Annotated in this window: 7 protein-coding genes; 6 read left to right on the top strand and 1 reads right to left on the bottom strand. The window is 64.7% G+C overall.

The genetic code is table 11. From position 1 onward, the window contains the following. The first annotated feature begins 11 nt into the window (after nucleotides 1-11). From L1080_RS00965 to L1080_RS00990, 6 genes are all read left to right on the top strand, one after another. Nucleotides 12-2,642, top strand: a complete 2,631-nt coding sequence (locus tag L1080_RS00965; RefSeq protein WP_159924580.1) for a helix-turn-helix transcriptional regulator — start codon at nucleotides 12-14, stop codon at nucleotides 2,640-2,642. An 83-nt stretch (nucleotides 2,643-2,725) separates the two neighbouring features. Further along, on the top strand, nucleotides 2,726-4,129 hold the full coding sequence (locus tag L1080_RS00970; protein ID WP_250772167.1) for a lipase/acyltransferase domain-containing protein: 1,404 nt from the start codon (nucleotides 2,726-2,728) through the stop codon (nucleotides 4,127-4,129). 12 nt (nucleotides 4,130-4,141) lie between these two features. Further along, nucleotides 4,142-7,111, top strand: coding sequence for a CHAT domain-containing protein (locus tag L1080_RS00975; RefSeq protein WP_250772165.1), 2,970 nt, complete (start codon nucleotides 4,142-4,144; stop codon nucleotides 7,109-7,111). A 74-nt stretch (nucleotides 7,112-7,185) separates the two neighbouring features. Further along, nucleotides 7,186-9,219 carry a DNA/RNA non-specific endonuclease gene (locus tag L1080_RS00980; protein WP_250772162.1) on the top strand — a complete coding sequence of 678 codons (2,034 nt, stop codon included), beginning with the start codon at nucleotides 7,186-7,188 and terminating at the stop codon, nucleotides 9,217-9,219. Between the two features lie 163 nt (nucleotides 9,220-9,382). After that, nucleotides 9,383-12,502 (top strand): DUF4185 domain-containing protein, encoded by a 3,120-nt coding sequence (locus L1080_RS00985; RefSeq protein ID WP_250772160.1) that lies wholly within the window; start codon nucleotides 9,383-9,385, stop codon nucleotides 12,500-12,502. Nucleotides 12,503-12,581: 79 nt separating this feature from the next. After that, nucleotides 12,582-15,149 (top strand): LuxR C-terminal-related transcriptional regulator, encoded by a 2,568-nt coding sequence (locus L1080_RS00990; protein WP_250772158.1) that lies wholly within the window; start codon nucleotides 12,582-12,584, stop codon nucleotides 15,147-15,149. Here the strand turns inward: L1080_RS00990 and L1080_RS00995 are convergent. Then, on the bottom strand, nucleotides 15,146-17,743 hold the full coding sequence (locus tag L1080_RS00995; protein WP_250772156.1) for a LuxR C-terminal-related transcriptional regulator: 2,598 nt from the start codon (nucleotides 17,741-17,743) through the stop codon (nucleotides 15,146-15,148). The genes L1080_RS00990 and L1080_RS00995 overlap by 4 nt on opposite strands. Nucleotides 17,744-17,791 lie beyond the last annotated feature (48 nt).

Consider the following 17,791-nt stretch of genomic DNA (forward strand, 5'->3'; position numbering starts at 1 on the left):
AGACTTCGAGAATGAGTCAGAGGTGGCCCCTGATTCGAAGACAAGCCGAGTTCGACGCCATCACCGCGTCGCTGAAGGCCCGGTCCGAGTGTTGCGGGGTGGTCCTTACCGGCGATCCTGGCGTGGGGAAAACCACCCTCGCCCGGTTCGCGACCGAATCACTGCCCGGCGAGGTGCGCTGGGTTGCCGGGACGGAATCCGCTCGAAGCATCCCGCTCGGCGTTTTCGCTCACCTGGTGGGTGCGTCGACCTCTCGGGATCCGGTCACGCTACTTTCCACGGCACGGCAGGCCCTCATTCACGACGGCGACACCCACCAGGACATGGTGATCGGGGTAGACGACGCCCACCTGCTCGATCAGCTCTCGGCGACATTCCTGCACCAACTGGCCCTCGATCGGGTGGTCAATATCGTCGCGACCGTCCGGAGCGGTGAGACCGTGCCCGACGCGATCACGTCCCTGTGGAAGGACGGGCATCTTCTCCGGCTGGAATTGATGCCGTTCACGCGCGAGCAGAGCATCGAACTGGTCGAGTCCGTGCTGGACGGCCCGCTCGAGGGGCTGAGTGCCGACATGATCTGGGAGGCGTCGGGGGGCAACGCCCTGTTTGTCCGGCATCTCGTCGAGGGCGCGCTGGAAGCGGGGACACTCCGCCGGTCCGGCGGTGTCTGGCAGCTGCGGGGTCGCGCAGCAATCACCTCCGAGCTCGCGTCACTACTCGAAACCAGGATCGAGAAAATCCCGTCCGACGTGCTGCAAGCGCTTCAACTGCTGACCTTCTGCGAGCCGCTCGACCTCGATGTTCTGTGCGCTCTCGCCGGTGAAAACGCAGTGGAAGAGGCGGAACGACGCGGCCTAATCAGGATCGCCGAAGAACGACACCATCTCGATGTGCGCTACACCCATCCGCTCTTTGCCGAGGTGATTCGCCGACGGGTCGGTCGTGCGGCGGGACGCCGGCTACGCGGGAAGCTGGTGCAAGAGCTCGGTAATGGTGCGGTGACGGGTGCGGCGCACCGGATACGTCTCGCCGAGCTTGCACTCGACAGCGACCGATCCGTCGACCCGGCGCTGCTCGCGTCGGCGGCTGCGGATGCCATCGGGCTGGCCAATGTCCCGCTCGGTGAACGTCTGGCACGTGCAGCGTTCGAAGAAACGGGTGACTTCGGAGCGGCCGACCTCCTTGCCCGGGCATTGCTGTGGCAGGGGCACGCGGCCGAAGCCGAGGCACTGCTGCTCGCATTTTCCCCCGACTCGTTGACTCAAGCGCAGTTGGTGCGCTGGGGGACATCACGTATCGCGAACCTCTTCTGGGCACTCGGCGATTCGGAGAAAGCGGACGACGTCCTCGCAGTGCTACGCGAGCGTGTCACCAAACCGAGTCTCCTTCCGGTGGTCGAGGGAATCGGATCTGTGTGCGCGGTCTTCGAGAATCGACCGCAGGAAGCGGTGGACGCCGCGTGCACTGTTCTCGCCTCGGAGCGGCCGTGGGCGGTCGAATGGGCGTTCTTCGGCGGGGGACTGGCGCTGGCGTTGATGGGACGCGGCGACGAGGTTCCCGCGTTGGCGGCGCGGAGCGCGGCCGTTGCCGAACAGATCGACGGACTGCTGCGCTTTCCCGCCGGGCACGGCGAGATTCTGGCCTTGACCATGACCGGGCAGTTCGATAGGGCGCAGCGCCGAGCCGAACAGTATCTCGCGTTCGCGTCGAGTGGCCGATACCTGGCATGGGGGCTGGCGAATATCCTGGTCGGGACGGTCGAACTCGTCCGCGGACGGTTCACCGCCGCGGCTCAGCGCCTCGAACAGGCGATCGCAGCACTCGACGTGGGCGACACCGCTGACGCAGTGTCCTGGAGCGTCCCCGCGTACATTGCCCTGGGACAGACATACGCCGTGCTCGGCCGCATCCACGAGGGGCAGCGCGTCATCTCGGAGGCGCGAGCCCGCAGTGGCCGGCACGTGGCAGTGTTCGGCCCCCAACTCGAACTGTCTGCCGCGTGGCTCGCCGCGGCACAGGGTGAGACTTCGCAGGCCATCGCGCTCGCACGGTCCGCCGCCGAATCAGCAGCAGCTGCGGGACAGTTCGGTGTCGAGGCGGCCGCACTGCACCTTGCCACTCGATTCGGTGACCATTCCACTGCTCCGCGACTGGCGGCCCTTGCCGAACAGTGCGACGGCGAACTCGTCCGAATCGCGGCAGCACAAGCATCCGCGTCAGCCTCCGCCGACGGACCCGGGCTGGCGGCGGCAGCTGACAGATTTCGAACGGTCGGTGCACTTCCCGATGCCGCCGACGCCTATGCGCAGGCCGCGATCGCCTTCCTCCGCGCGGACATCAAACGACTCTCGGTCGAGTGCGCCGCCACGGCGGCAGCACTGGCGGACGAATGCGACCGGATGTTGTCTCCTGCTCTCGCGGAGGCCGCACATCCACTGCCGCTCACGATTCGCGAACGTGAGATCGCATCGATGGTGGCGGCGGGATTGTCGAACCGGCACATCGCCGACCGTCTCTTCCTGTCGGTCCGGACCGTCGAGGGACACGTTTACCGCGCGTGCATCAAGCTTGGGGTCGCGGACCGTGACGAGCTCGCCCAGTTGATGAACCTCACCACACGACCAACTAAAAACGAGTAGTCGGCTACTCGTGTGCTCCCTCGCGGACCTGAGAACACTGGGGTCGGAACGGACCGTTGCCGGTGTTCGGTGTGGAGGCCGCCATGAAAGATGTCGTTGTGTTGATACCAGGGATCACTGGATCGGTTCTGGCACGAGACGGCAAGGAGGTGTGGGCGTCGACTCCGGGGGCTGCGCTGCGGGGAGTGCTCTCGCTCGGCAACAACATCAAGCGGTTGCAGCTCGACGGGGACGATCCAGAGGTCGACGATCTCGGCGACGGCGTGGTAGCGACCCGGGTGATGCCGGACTTCCATGTACTTCCGGGCTTGGATTGGAAGATCGACGGCTACACCAAGTTCCGCGTTGACCTGGTGCGCCGGTTCGGGGTGGTACCGGGCGAGAATTACTTCGAGCTTCCGTATGACTGGCGGCGTGACAATCGGGTGGCAGCCCGCAAGCTGGCGCGGCAAGCTCACGGATGGTTGACGCGCTGGCGGGAGAAGTCGGGCAATCCCGATGCACAGTTGATCCTCGTGGGTCACTCCATGGGTGGCATCGTTGCCCGCCTCTACCTCGAATTGCTCGAGGGGTGGAAGGACACCCGGACACTCATCACGTTCGGCACGCCGTACTCCGGGTCGATCAACGCGCTCGAGTTCCTCGTCAACGGATTCCGCAAAGGATGGGGCCCGTTCACCGTCGATCTCGGCAACCTCATTGGTTCCTTCACCTCCGCCTATCAGCTGCTGCCGTCCTATCGCTGTCTCGAAGGCCCGAATGCGTCGTGGTCGAACCTGGACGACAATATGGACGACTGGACGGGGACCGGGCTGGACGCCGCCCGCATGAAGGACGCGGTGACGCTGCACCGGCAGCTGCGCACTCAGGTGCAGGAGCGACTCGAAGCAGACAGGGACGAGGGCTACGACATCCGTCCCATCATCGGCGACTTCCAGCGCACACACTGGGCTGCCCGGTTGGTGGACGGAAAGATCGTATCGCTGCCCGTGCGCGGACCGGGCGAAAGCGGCGGCGACGGCACAGTGCCGAAGTTGTCGGCGACCCCACCCGAACTCATGAAGGGGTGGAAGAACGCCGCCTTCTTCAGCCAGAAACATGCCTCGCTGCAGAACGACGACCCGGTGCTCGACCACGTCGGCGGGGTATTGAACATTGCGGTGATCACCCCGCCGAACGTATTTCCTGCGGTGAGCGAATCGGTGTCGCTCGAAGTCGACGACGTGACGACCGCCGAACCACTGGTGATCCGTGCGCGGACCGACGACCCAGGCGCCGAACTCGTCGCACATGTCGAGCCGGCCGTCGGCGGGCCGGTCCGGGAATATCGGCTCTCGACGTCAGCCGACGGTTGGCAGCAGGCAACTGTCGAGGACCTCGCAGCTCAGGACTACCGCATCACGGTCGGTGCTCCGGGAGTGCATCCCGTCACGGACCTAATGAGCGTTGTCGACTTGGACGAGGTAGCACGGACAGCGGATATGTAGGAGCTGGAAAGCATGATTCCGCTATCGAGGCGCAGTTTCGAAGAGCTGGAAATCAGTGTCCTCGAAGCCGGGGACCACATGTGGCTCTCGGCGAGGTCCCCGCAGGGTTCGGTATTCGCGGTGAAACGACCCCTACCGGAGTGGAAGCTACCCCGCGATGTCACCGGCAGGCCGGTGGACGAACCGGGTGAATGGCTCACCGATGCCGTCCGGCACGCTCGCCCGGACGCCGGCCCCGAAGCGCTCGAGGTGGGCAGGGTGCTGACGGACCTGGTGTTCGGTGTGCCGGAGATCGTCACGCTTCTGCAGCAGACGCGTGGCACGGCAGGGACCGCGGGGTACCAGTTGCTCATTCGGATACTCGCGGCGCCGAACCGGATCGCCGCATGGCCGTGGGAGTTGTTACTGGACCCCCAGCGCCCTGAACGGTTTCTGTCCATGGCGCGGGATGTCCACGTGGTGCGGTCGGGACGATCGCGCACCTACCCGATCCGGCAAGCGCCGATCGATCCACCACTCAATCTGTTGCTGGTCATGTCGAGTCCGCTTCGATCGGGCCCGGACGAGTCCGAGGCACCGTTCGACCTCTATGCTGAAAAGCGCAGTTTGCTGACGGAGTTGCAGCCGATGGTCGATCGAGGCCTGTTGCGTGTGGTGGTGGAGGATCGCCCCTCGGTCGAGCGTCTGCGCACTCGTATGGGGATGCAACGCCGCGGCTTTCATCTGTTCCACTACCTCGGGCATGCCAATCCTTACGGACTCAAGCTGGAACGCCGAAACGGTCGTGGAACACTTCTGCCGAGCCAAGAATTCGCCCTTTTGCTACAACAGCTTCCGGATCTCCGACTCGCTGTTTTCGCGGGATGTGAGACGGCACGCGCGCCGGGTGTCTCGGCGGCGGACGAAACGTGGCCGGGCCAGCTGTCTTCGGCGGACTACTGCGTGCGGGACGCGTGTCCGATGGTAATCGGCATGCAAGCCGTGCTGCCCTTCGGGACCGAGCGACTCTTCACCCGCTTCTTCTACCAGGGACTTACCGCCGGGCAATCCGTCGCCGAGGCACTGCGTTTGGCGCGTCTCGCGATCAACGGCGACGAGAACAGCGGTGACCCTCTGCTGAACTGGGCCGTGCCCTGTCTGTTCGTCGGCGGAAGCGATCCCGGTGCGGTCATCGACCCAGACGCGAAGGCCCGGCCGAGGCCCGCGCAGCGCAAGGTCAGTCGCCACCTGGGCGTACGTCAAGGTGAACTGCGCTTCATCTCCCGGCTCACCGAGTTGCGTGAGGCCGTGGACGTGTTGTCCGGGAACACCTCGGCGCGGCTTCTGCAGGTGGTCGGCATGCCGGCGACTGGGAAGACCTCACTTCTCGACCGGGTACTCGAGGAACTCGATCCGGACATCGCGCAGCTTTTCATCAGCGCCAAGCGTCTGCTCGCGGAACCCGACCCGGTCCGCGAACTGGCCTGCCTCGTCAAGGAACTGATCGACGGCAAAGGGCTTCGGGCGGTGCCGGCGGGTAGGTTCAGCGCCGACGACTGGTGGGAACGGTTGATCGGGGACCTCGGGGCCGTGCCGGCCGCGATCGTGATCGACGATGCGGACTTGCTCGCAGGCGATTCCGCCGGCGCATCTGACCTCTTGAACGCACTCGTCACCCTCACTGGACGACGCGGCCGCGCACGGTTGGCAGTGGCCAGCACAAGCGATCTCGATCAACTGACGCAGTCGCTGCGACCGTCCGAAGTGCGCACGATTCGCCTCGAGGCACTCTCCTGGCCCGAGGTGTGGCAGTGGATCCGCCGCAATCTGCCGACACTCACTCGCTTCTCCGAGACGGAACTGTCGAAACTGTACGGCCAACTGCGCCACCTCGAACTGTGGGAACAACTGGCCGATCTGGTTGGCCAGAGCAATTCGTTCGATGCGGACGATCTGCCGGTCCTCGTCAAGCAAGTCGCGGTTCCACCCGGGAAGGTTCCTACGGCAGCGGCGATCGGCAGCGACTTCTTCGGGACGTCGACCGAACTCGAATCCGACGTAGAACGACTGTCACCCGCGAGTCCGGTGATGCGCCCATTGCAGCTGGCGGTCGCCGGGCCGTTCACTGCCCGGCGCCGTCAGGAGGTCGCCGTCGCGCTCACCCAGTGTGCCATCAACCAGGGGGTACCCGGGCGGGTCGTCGCCGGTGAAACAGGAGTCGATGAATCTGCTCTTGCCGAACTGCTGTCACACGAATTGGCGTTTACGAACGGCGAGCCGTCGGAGCGCGAAGTCTGTCTGTGGTTGGAAGAGGCGGGGCGAGCGGGAGCCGACATCATCGTCCTCGACTACGGGAACGCGGAGCCGACCGACACCCAGAACACGATCATCGCCGATCTGGTCAGAGAGGGTCGACTGGTGATCGCATCAGGTGATCACTCGGACGAACTCAGCTTCCCTGCGTGGAGCACCGACGCACTTGCGGTCGGTGCGGTCGAGGATGACGGCTCCCTCACCCACGAGACGCCGTACTTCTCCCGAGAGGGCAAGCCGGACATCTACGCGCCGAGAACCATCTCCGGGACCACCTGCGAAGAGATTGTCGATGAACCGGAAATGGAGGGGACGACCTTCGCCGCGCTGTACGTGGCTGCCGCTGCCATGCTGGTGTGGGCCACCGACCGGAATCTGACGGCCTCCGAGGTCCGTGCGCTGCTGCTGGACACGGCAGTCCCGATACCGGCGGGGCGTGGTGAGTCCGCAAAGCGGCTGGACATGGAAGCTGCACTGGATCGAGCCCGCCGCAGGCTCATCGTCGGCGCGCTGGGGTCGGAGGCGCTCGAACTCGGGCAACTACTCGCCGAAACGCCGATCCGCCCAGAATTGGCGGTACCGATCCTCGACGCCCTCGTGGCCGAGGGCGGTGCCGTCCGCAAGGTGGTCCGCAACGGTGTCGAGCAGTTCGAGCGTAGCGATTCCGCGGTGACGCCGAAATATGAGTAGCGGACCACTCATGACTGCCGTGCCGCACGGGACAAGGCTGGTAGCAACCGCCCAGTACTACCCGAGGAAGAATGATGACCACCGTCAACAGTATGGGAAGACCTCGAGTTCGACTCGATTCGCCCGCAAAGACATTCGCGACCGAGAAACAGCGGCAGGCCGAAGCGGCCGAGCGCCGCGCACGGGAGAGGGCCGCGCAGAGACGCGATCATGTGGACGCGCTTGCCGGTCGCGGTGGAATCGCGGCCGTCGAGACTCCCGAACGAATCGCCAAACGCCTGGATCGGCTCACCCGCTATTACACAGGCGAGGACGTACCGCAGGCGACCCCCACCGCAGCGTCGGGTGTCCTCGTGGAAGAGGCGCTCGACCGGGTGAGCGAGTGGGTGGATAGTGACGCCTCGGCCGATCAGGTGCTGGAAAAAATCATCAACACCTCCGATTTCGTGGGAGTGCGCTATCTCGATGCCGGGGTGGCAGCGGCACGGTCGATCGGAAGGGTGAACATCCGCGATTCCCGGGGAAACCTGCAGGGCTACGGCACCGGCTTTCTCGTTTCGCCGACCTTGCTTCTGACGAATCACCATGTGCTGCCGAGCGCCGAAACAGCACGCAGCAGCGTAATCGAGTTCGATTATCAGGACGGTATCGACGGCAACCCGCTTCCGGTGCAGGTCTTCCCGCTGGATCCGGGCCGGTTCTTCCTCGCCGATCGGGAGCGCGACTTCGCCTTGGTGGCGGTTCGGGCACCTGCGCCGGTTCTCGCCCAGTTCGGATTCAACCGGCTGTTCGCAGCTGAGGGCAAGGCCGTCATCGGAGAGTTCGTAACCATCGTGCAGCATCCGCGCGGAGACAAGAAGCAAATTGCCTTGCGGGAGAATCGCATCGTCGATATTCCCGAACGATTCCTGCACTATTCGGCGGACACCGAACCGGGCTCCTCAGGCTCGCCGGTGTTCAACGACCAGTGGGAGGTAGTTGCGCTCCACCACGCGAGCGTACGAGCACCGCAGCACACCGAGTTCGGTGGGATCCTCAACGAGGGGGTGCGGATCAGCCGCATCATGAAGATCGTCGCCGACCAGGACATGCCGCGGAACTGGCGCGCTCTCGTCGACGAGATCGTCAGCGCGGAGCAGGAATTAGCGACACCCTCTTCATCGCCCCGGCAAGACGTGGTGCCCAGGGAGGAAATCACCGTGCGCGTTCCGTTGGAGATTACTGTCCGCCTCGGTTCCGCCGAACCTCGCAGGGCCGCCGGCGGTGAGCCTGTTGACTCCGAAGCAATTTCGATCGACCCCGACTACAGCAACCGTCGTGGTTACGACCCGGGGTTTTTACGAGTTCATCTACCCTTGCCGGTGCCCGGCCCGCACGTCGCTTCGATTGCGTCCGAAGAGCTCCGCTACCACCACTTCAGCGTAGTCATGCACACAGAGCGGGCTCTTGCGCTGTTCACGGCTGTGAACATCGACGGCCGGCAGTCGCAGAATCCGAAGCGGGACCGTGACCGCTGGATTCTCGACCCTCGGCTCCCGGCACGCCAACAAACCGGTGAGCGTGTGTACGAGGACAACCCGCTCGACCGTGGGCACCTCGTGCGCCGACTGGACCCCGCCTGGGGCCCGAATGCGAAGACGGCAAACGACGATACGTTCCACTTCACGAACTGCACTCCGCAGCACCACGACTTCAACGCGGGCAGGACGCTGTGGCTCGGACTCGAAGATTACGTGCTGAAGAACGCCGACAACGCCGATCTTGCCGTGAGCGTCCTGACGGGTCCGGTGCTCGCCGCCGACGATCCCCGCTACCGTGGGGTGGCGCTGCCGCGTCAGTTCTGGAAGACCGTGGCGATGGCCAAGCGAGACGGCGGCCTCTCGGTTACCGGCTACCTGCTCACTCAGGCGGCACTGCTCGACGAGTTCACGGAAGGGGAGGAGTCGTTCTCCTACGGCGCGTATCGCACGTTTCAGGTTCCGGTCCGGAGGATCACCCAGTTGACCGGGCTCGACCTCGATGCCTACGTGGCGGCTGATCCACTCGAACAGGTCGAGGGCACCACTCTGCCCCGTGAATTGATCCGCCTCCAGGACCTCATCCTCTGACGTCGATGACAACTGGCTCGAGAATCGAGTACCGGACTACTCACGACGAACCCACACGGCAGGGGAGAGGATCGAACTATTCAGCGCAGTGGGGTGATTGGTCCGACATGGAGCACCCCGGCGTTGTCGCGGACCGCAGTTCCATCTCACTGGTGAGGAAATCATGAATCGCTACCATCCGTTGGCCCCCGGAACCTACACCGGCGTGAGCAGCGGCTACCGAACCCCGGACCGGCCGGATCATCGCGGCGTCGATATCGCCGCGAACAACGGCACGCCCATCTATGCACCGACAGACGGCACCATCGCCCATGTGGGAATCGACGACGACCCTCAGGGCTACGGCTCCTGGCTGGTGATCGACTCCCAGAATCAATGGGGTTTGGATTTCACGTTCGGCCACACGCCGCCATCGTCGTTCATCAACCCACACACTGGGGAACAGTGGAAGTTCGGCGATCCAGTGCACGCGGGTGAGCAGATAGCCGTGGTCGGCTCGGAGGGTGGTTCGAGCGGCCCTCATCTGCATTTCGAGACATTCGGTGCGCCGGGCCGCTTCGGCGGACCCGATCTGGATCCCGACTCGACATGGCTGAAGGAAGCCAAAGATCCGCGTCAGGCGCCGAAGGACAACGGACACACCTCATTGGTAGGCAAGCTCCTGGTCGACTTCTCCGCTGGTGTTCCCACAGCTGCTCAGATCCAGTCGGGCGGATTCGCAGGTGCCATTCGGTACATCTCCGACCCGAGGGCGGGATGGATGCTCGGCAAACCGCTGCGGAGGGAGGAGGCCGACGCCCTGCGCGCACGCGGTATGGTCGTCGTCTCCAACTTCCAATTCGGCAAATCCGACTGGCTCGGCGGAGCGGAGCAGGGTCGACGGGATGCTGAGCGGGGGATACAGATTCACCGTGAGGCCGGTGGCCCCGAGACGGCGGCAATCTATGTGTCGGTGGATGCGTCGCCCAGCGAGGAACAGTGGAATACGCTGGTTCGCCCTTACCTGCTCGCGTGGCAGGAACGGCTCGGCAAGACCAGGATGGGTGTCTACTGCAACTACCCGACCATCGAGTGGGCGCTCCGCGACGGCATCGGCACCTATTTCTGGATGCACAATTGGGGCAGCAACGGTCGCGTCCACCCCGCGGCGCACCTGCACCAATTCGAGATCGACAAGCAGAAGGTGGGAGGCGTCGGCATCGACCGGAACCGTATCCTCAAAGAGCAATTCGGCCAGTGGGACGGTGTCGCCGCAGACGTTCCGACCCCGGTCGTCGAACCAGCGCAACCGCAGCCGGTCACGTCGCCCACTGGATACCCGATCACGTGGTACGGAGGCCCAGGGTACGACACCGGTCACGGCGCATATCTGCGGATCTATCTGCACACCACCGAGAACCAGGACTGGGTGGCCCGCGCCGAGAATGTTGCCAACTACCAGGCCGGAGCGCAGAACGGCAGCTACCACTACCTGATCGACGACCACCACATCATCAACACCGTCAGCACCAAGAACACCGCGTGGGGCGTGCTCAGCGACAACCGTGTCAGCGTCCAGATCGCGATGGTGGGCACTTCGGGAAGCACTGAAACCTGGAGTGGCGGCAATCCGAACCGCGAGGAACGCCCCAAGTCGCGCGAGCAGTGGCTCGCTCACACGAAGATGCTCGACATGGTGGCTTTCGTCATCGCCAAGGTCGCCACGGAGTACGACATTCCGATCGAGCGCGTCGACATCGGCGGGGTGGGCCACAACCGCAGGGGAGTGAGCAGCCACAACAACTACACGTACGGTTCGCGCGTTCTCAAAGGTTTCAAGGATGGAACGCACTGGGACGTCCCCGACACCTTTCCCTATGACGTCGTGCTTACCGCGGCGAAGCGGTACGCGGGACTACCCGAAGATCCCGATCGCTTTCCGCTACCGCCCGGTCACTACTGGGGGCCGCTGGACGGGCCCACCGAATCGTGGTCGAACACCTTCGGCAACGAACCGCAGTCCTCGAAAGACGGCCTGAAGCGCTGGCAGCAGACCATCGGGATTCCCGGCACCAGCATTTTCGACAAGGCCACCAAAGATGTTGCGACGCGAATGCAGCAGCTGTGGGGATGGCCGGTCACCGGGAACGTCTATGAGGGTGAATGGAACGAAGTCATCCATAACGGGTGGCGGTTGCCGGCACCGGAACCACCCCGGCCGGCGGTACCGATCGAGGCCGGGCCCAAGGTGCACCACTCCAAGAAGATCAAGGAGGTGACGGGTCCCGGGCTGACCGACAGGTTCGGCATGGCCGCAACCGATCTCGGCGTGATGGCACGCACACCGTCGGGACGAATGCTGGCAATATTCGGCGACACCTTCCGTGGACCCCGAGTAGGTGACGGTGACTGGCGTTCGCCGGTAGCGCTGTTCTCCGACACCAAGAAGCTCGACGAGGGAATCGTGTGGAGTGAGGCCGCCGGCGGCGATCCCCGATATGCGCGACAGCTCTGGGACTACCAACACGACAATCCGTTCTTCTCGACAGTTCTCCCGTCCGACGTCGTCACCATCGGTGACACGATGTACCTGCATGCCATGGTCAACAAGGGCCTCGGCAACGTCGTCTGGACCGAAATCTGGAAGTCGACCGACGACGGACACACGTGGCAGCACACCGGGGCGAAATTCGATGCGGGGATCCACCGCGGACTTGCCCAGCTCTGGACGTGGGATGCTCCCGGGGACGGATGGGTCTACGTGTTCTCCACCGGCTTCCAGCGCGACAAACCGCTGATCCTCCGGCGTGTGCGCGAGGACAGGATCACCGACCGGAATGCGTACGAGGGGTGGGGTTGGAAGGACGGCGCGTGGCGCTGGGGCAACGAGCCGACCCCGGTGCTGGAGAGAGCGCACTCAGCCGCCAAGTTCGGTGAAATGTGTCTGCGGGCAATCCAGGGTAAGTGGGTACTCGTCACGTTCGACAGCTCCGACGCGGGCGGCTACGACATCGACGTGCGTGTGTTCTCCAAGATCACCGACAACCTCTACGAGGCACACAAGAGCACAGCCTTGCGCGGGGTCGGCTGGGGACAGGAGGGAGACGATGCGGTGGCCCAACTCTACGGTCCGTCGATCGTCCCCGGATCGAAGTTGGACGGCGGGTTCCATATCTTCGTGAGTCAGTGGAAGACGGAGGGCCCCGACAAGGGATGGCCGTACAGGGTGCTGCAGTTCAAGATCCCCGTGTCGAGCCCCGGGTTCCGTGACGACGGGGGCGTCAACCCTCACGACGGCCGGTAGCGCGTTGCCTCCCGATCTGCGGATCGGGAGGCAACCCACCTCCTTCCCCCGCGCTTCTGCCGCACCTAGACTGTGTTTCATGGTCCTGACGTGGCCATCCATCCCGCGGGGGCCCGAGATCAGCGCCCTCGCGCGGGATTCGACGCGCGGTATCGTCATCGTCGGCGCGGTTGGGGTGGGAAAAACCAGCTTGGCGCAGAAGATCGTGTGCGAGCGTGACTGCGAGGCAGTCTGGGTCGTCGGGGCGGACTCGTTGCGCGGCGTCCCGCTGGGCGCATTCGCTTCGGTGGTGAATATCGGTGCGGCACCGGATCCCGACACCGCACTCACGAGCGCTGTGATCGCACTCCGGGGATGCACGGCAACCCTTGTCGTCGACGATGCGGACCGGCTCGATCCGCTGTCCACCACTCTGCTCCGATGTCTGATCGACGATGGGAGTGTTCGACTCGTCGTGACGCTCGGCGGCCGTGAATCACGCCCGAGTACCGCGCTTCTCCCCGACGCCGTCCTGCATCGAGTCGAACTCGACGCGTTCACTTGTGACGAAGCGGTGCGGGTGATCGAAACTGCTCTCGGCGGGCCGATGGACGACGTCGGCGCGCAATGGTTGTGGAATATGTCGGAGGGGAACCCGCTCTACCTACGGCATCTCGTCGAAGGGTCATGGAAGTCCGGCCTGTTCGAGCGATCCGACGGCGTGTGGAGGTTGCGATCGCGGCCCGTTGTCAGCACGGTGTTGGCATCGCTGCTCGGGTCGCGGTTGCGGAACGTGCCTCCCGACGTGCTCGACGCGCTTCAGCTGGTGGCTCTGGAAGAGGGCATCCACGTCGACGTCCTCCAGCGCGCCACGTCACCTGACGCCGTCGCTGCCGCACATTGCAGCGGACTTCTGCGGTTTCGCTCCGAGGGCCTGGGCTGCGCCGCGACACTCAGCCATCCGATCCTGGGGGAAGTGCTGCGTGAGCAGACGGGCGTGCTGGCCGCCCGCGTACTGCGAGGACGGATTGTTCGCGCCCACCTTGCAAGTGATTCGCCGGGCGACACGTTGCGGCTGGCGACGCTCGCGCTCGACAGTGACGCCGAGATCGATGTCGCTCGAACGGTCGAGGCGGCCGAATCCGCGCTCGACCTGTGTGAGTATGCGCTCGCCGAGCGCCTCGCCCAGGCGGCCCTGTCCCGAGGAGGCGGAATCAGAGCGGCCATGGTCGCGGCACGGGCGATGACGTGGCAAGGACGGGTGAACGATGCCGACACGCTGCTCGCGGCCGTTGATCCTGCGGAGATGTCCGAGGCGGAATCGCTCACCTGGGGGATGTGGCGTGCCACGGCCTTGTTTTTCGCGGACCGTGAGGCCGCCGCGCGGGAGAAGCTGGCCGACATGCGTGCTCGCGTGACGGACCGCCACGGACGGGACGTCGTCACATCCGTGGAGTTGACCTTCGACTTCTTCGCCAAGGACGTGCCGCGATCGCTCGAATTGACTCGCGACCTATTCGGGCCCGGAGAAGGGACGCCGCCGGCTTTGGCGCTCGCAGCGTCCATCGGTGGCGCAGCGCTGGCGCGAGCGGGTAGCACAGATCAGGTCCGAGGTGTCATCACGCGTGGTGCGGAGGCGGCAAAAGAGGTGGGATTCATGCTCGGGCACATGCAGATCGGTGTTGCCGAGGTCTTCGCCGCCACCGTATCGGGACAGCTCGACACCCTCGATTCGGTGCTCGAACGCTACGTGCCCACCCACCAAGGCAGAGCAAACTGGGTGGTCGACATGTACATTCGCGGGCTTGCTCATCTCGCAGTGGGTCGTGCGGCCGACGCAGAGGATCAGTTCCGGCGCGGTCGGGCCGCGGCGTTGGACGGGGGACCCCCGATCTGGCTGACGTTGAGTGTAATCGGACTGTGTCAAGCTCTGGGCATGCAGGAGCGGACCGATGATGCCACCGAAGCGCTTGCTGCTGCGGAGTCGTCGTTCGGTGCCCACATGGCGTCGTTCGAACCCGATCTGTTGCTCGCACGCGCCTGGATGCTGGCGGCGCGTGGCGAGCATCGTGAGGCAATCGCGGCCGCACGCAAGGCTGCGAGGCGGGCTCACGCCGGGTCGATGTTCGGTGTCGAGACGGTGGCGTTGCATACCTCGGTCCGATTCGGAGACCGATCCGCCACGGGCCGACTGCGGGCACTGACCCATTCGGTGGACGGTCCCTTGGTGCGCGTGGCTGCTGCTCAGGCACACAGCTTCGGTATGCGGGACGGTCACGGATTAGACCGCGTCGCAACGGAGTTCGAAAGGATGCACGCCTACCTACTCGCAGCTGATGCGGCCGCGCAGGCTGCAATCGTGCATCGGCGGCATGGTGACGATGCCAGTCGGCAGTTGTCGACGGCAGCAGCCCGTAGACTCGCCGGCCTGTGCCCCGGTGCGAAGACACCCGCGTTACGTGCACTTGATAGTCCTTCGTGGCTGACACCTCGCGAAGTCGGCATCGCCGCGCTCGTCGTCATCGGTATGACCAATCGGGAGATCGCTCAACGTTTGACGTTGTCGGTACGCACCGTCGAAGGTCACGTGTATCGGATGTCCACAAAACTCGGCGTCGACAATCGGAAATCGCTGGTGAACAGACTCATGATCGGTCCCGATGCCTAGGGGCAGGTCCCCATCGCGACAGTCTCGGCCATCTCTTCTCGATCGCGCACATCGAGTTTCATCAGCACGTGGTAGACGTGTCCTTCGACTGTACGTGCAGATACACCCAGTCGTTGAGCGATTTCCTTGTTCGTGAGCTCGCCGGCCGCAAGTGCAGCGACGGCCCTTTCACGGGGTGTCAGCGGTAGCGGAGCCGCCGAGGTGAATATCGCGGGGGTCCAGGCGTCGTCACACTTCTGCGCCAGTGCGTAGGCCCGCGTGGAGGAGCGGAGTTCGTCACGGCGATTACCGGCATGGTGGTAAACCTCCGCAGCGTGGGCGTAGGCGTCCGCAGCCAGAAGATGGGCACCCAGGGATTCGAAGTCCCCTGCAGCAGAGAGCAATCCATCACCGTCGGAGTCGGCGAGTGCGGACGCGTGGTCCACCATCGGGCCGATCAACAGCCCGTCGACGGCAGTCGAGAGTGCGTGCAGCTGAACGGCCGAAGCGCTGTCCCCGAACCGGACGGCCGTATGCGCTGCCTCCGCGGCAACGGCGAGAAGACCCGCCTCCTCCGCTTCGGCGGCAGCACGACGTGCCAAGCCGATCGCGCGGCCGAGGTTACCGGAAGCGGCCGAGATCCAGGCTCGCGAGATCTCAACGTCGGATCGGTAGAGATGTCGGTGTTCGCCCAAGGACGTCTCGGCCTGCTCGAACGCGCACACCGCCTCCGGGGTCCGTCCCGTGACAGTAAGGACCCGGGTCAGGAGAAGGTTGGTGACGACGCGTCGCTCGGGACTGGATGTGTGAAGGACCGCTGCGGCCTCCGTCAATCTCTTGTGTGCGTCACCGATTCGCCCCCGGGCCAAATCGAGTTTCCCGACCAGCGCGTTGATGCCGAACCAAGCGGCGTCGTGGTGTCGCGCCAGCTCGAGGCAGCGGGCGGCAACCAGTTCTGCCTCAGCGAATCGACCTGTGTAGATGAGAGCCGTGATATGACCATGGCCGATGGAGAACCGCAGCACAGCTGTGTCGGGTTGAGTGAGGGGGAGTGATTCATCGGCCAGGGAGGCCGCCTCGTCTCCGTGTCCCATCATCGCGAGACCCATGCAGCTCGCGCTCGCCGCCCACATTTTCGCGGCTGACGGAGCGTTCGGAGAGTGGCGAACCCGAGCTGCGGCCTCCGTTGCTGAGACGACCCGGCCGGCCGAGACATCGATGGCCGCGCGCGCCGCCTCCACACAGTGGCGTCCTGCTGGACTGGCGACATGTGCGTAGGCAGTTCTCAGGATCCTGTATGCGCTGGGGAGCGCGTCGAGGTTCCAGAACAGGTTTCCCGCCCTCAGCACTGCCCACCGGGTGTAGTCGGATTCCGGCCTGTTCACCGGATCGAGTGAGGCCAGCATTTGTTCCGCCTCGCCGCCTCGGTCCGTCCACGCCAGTGCGCCTGCGCGAAGGAGTTGAGCCCGGAAGCCGGCGCCCTCGGCCGAGGCTGCGCGCGCGAGTTCTTCTGCGCTCGCGAAGGAGCAGAGCGCAGTCGCGTCCGCGGCAGCCGCGGTGAGCGACTGCGGACTTCGATGATGGTCGGTACCGATGGAGAGTTCAGCAGCCCGAATGCGTGTGAGCGGTTCCCTGGCGTCCGCGCCGAGTAGGGCTGCGAGTTCCCCACGGATGCGGCGACCCTCCGCACCATCCACCTGCTGCCGCACAAGCTCCCCGAGGAAGGGGTGCGCCAGTCGCGCCACAACAATCCCGCCCTCTGTGCCGAAACGGACCAATCCGGTGCATTCGACCGCCAGCATCGAATCTGTGCTGGTCAGCGTCTCGAGAACTGCGACGTCGAGAGGTTCACCGAAGGCTATTACCGCCAGAGCTCGCTTGGCGGCCGCCGGTGCTGCTGCACACCGGTGACGCAGATGCAGTGCACATTCCTCGGTGATGGTGGGCTCGCCGCGCAGCTGCCAGATACCGTTGCAGCAGATCAGCCTGCCGTCGGCCAACGAACCCTCCACCAGGTGACGGAGAAAGCGGGGATTTCCCTGCGATGCCGCCGCGATCCGCGCCGAAGTCTTGCTGTCCACAGGGCCGCCGAGTGTGGCGATCAGGACGGTGTCGATCTCGTTACGGCCGAAGCAATCGAGGGTGACTCGGGAGAATCCGCGGTCCTTCCAGAGTGCCGAAATTGCCTCGGGGACCGGAACTCCCGTCTGGAGCGCGACTACCAGTGAGAGGGTGTGAGTGGTGGCGATCTGGTTCAGAATGGCGGCCGAGAGCGGGTCGAGCAGGTGGGCATCATCCACCACGATGGTCCCGTCCCTATTTTCATCTGTGACCGTCCGGCAGATTTTCGACAAGGTCACTGCCACATCCCAGGGGTCGGGGCTGTCGATCACGCGAGCGAAGGCCCCGAACGGAGTGCTACTCGTAGCCGCGTTGCCGGCCAGCCAGGTTGTCGGTCCAACACGAGACGTTAGAAATCCCGACAAAAGTGTCGTCTTTCCCGCGCCCGAGACACCGTCGACGATCACTCCCCGGGGGCCGGTGGCGCAGCCTATGGCCTCGGCGATCGCTTGTGCCTCCGCGCGCCTCTCGATCACCGGCCACGGCTGGTGCATACCAACGAGCCTAGTCGGTTTGTTTCCAGTCCGAAACTGGGCCGACCT

It is taken from the genome of Rhodococcus sp. MSC1_016, from assembly GCF_023667485.2.
GTDB classification, from domain to species: Bacteria; Actinomycetota; Actinomycetes; order Mycobacteriales; family Mycobacteriaceae; genus Rhodococcus_F; species Rhodococcus_F oxybenzonivorans.

Coding starts and splice junctions, on each gene's coding strand:
- L1080_RS00980 (WP_250772162.1), top strand. CDS start 7,186: ATGACCACCGTCAACAGTATGGGAAGACCTCGAGTTCGACTCGATTCG.
- L1080_RS00985 (WP_250772160.1), top strand. CDS start 9,383: ATGAATCGCTACCATCCGTTGGCCCCCGGAACCTACACCGGCGTGAGC.
- L1080_RS00970 (WP_250772167.1), top strand. CDS start 2,726: ATGAAAGATGTCGTTGTGTTGATACCAGGGATCACTGGATCGGTTCTG.
- L1080_RS00995 (WP_250772156.1), bottom strand. CDS start 17,743: ATGCACCAGCCGTGGCCGGTGATCGAGAGGCGCGCGGAGGCACAAGCG.
- L1080_RS00975 (WP_250772165.1), top strand. CDS start 4,142: ATGATTCCGCTATCGAGGCGCAGTTTCGAAGAGCTGGAAATCAGTGTC.
- L1080_RS00965 (WP_159924580.1), top strand. CDS start 12: ATGAGTCAGAGGTGGCCCCTGATTCGAAGACAAGCCGAGTTCGACGCC.
- L1080_RS00990 (WP_250772158.1), top strand. CDS start 12,582: ATGGTCCTGACGTGGCCATCCATCCCGCGGGGGCCCGAGATCAGCGCC.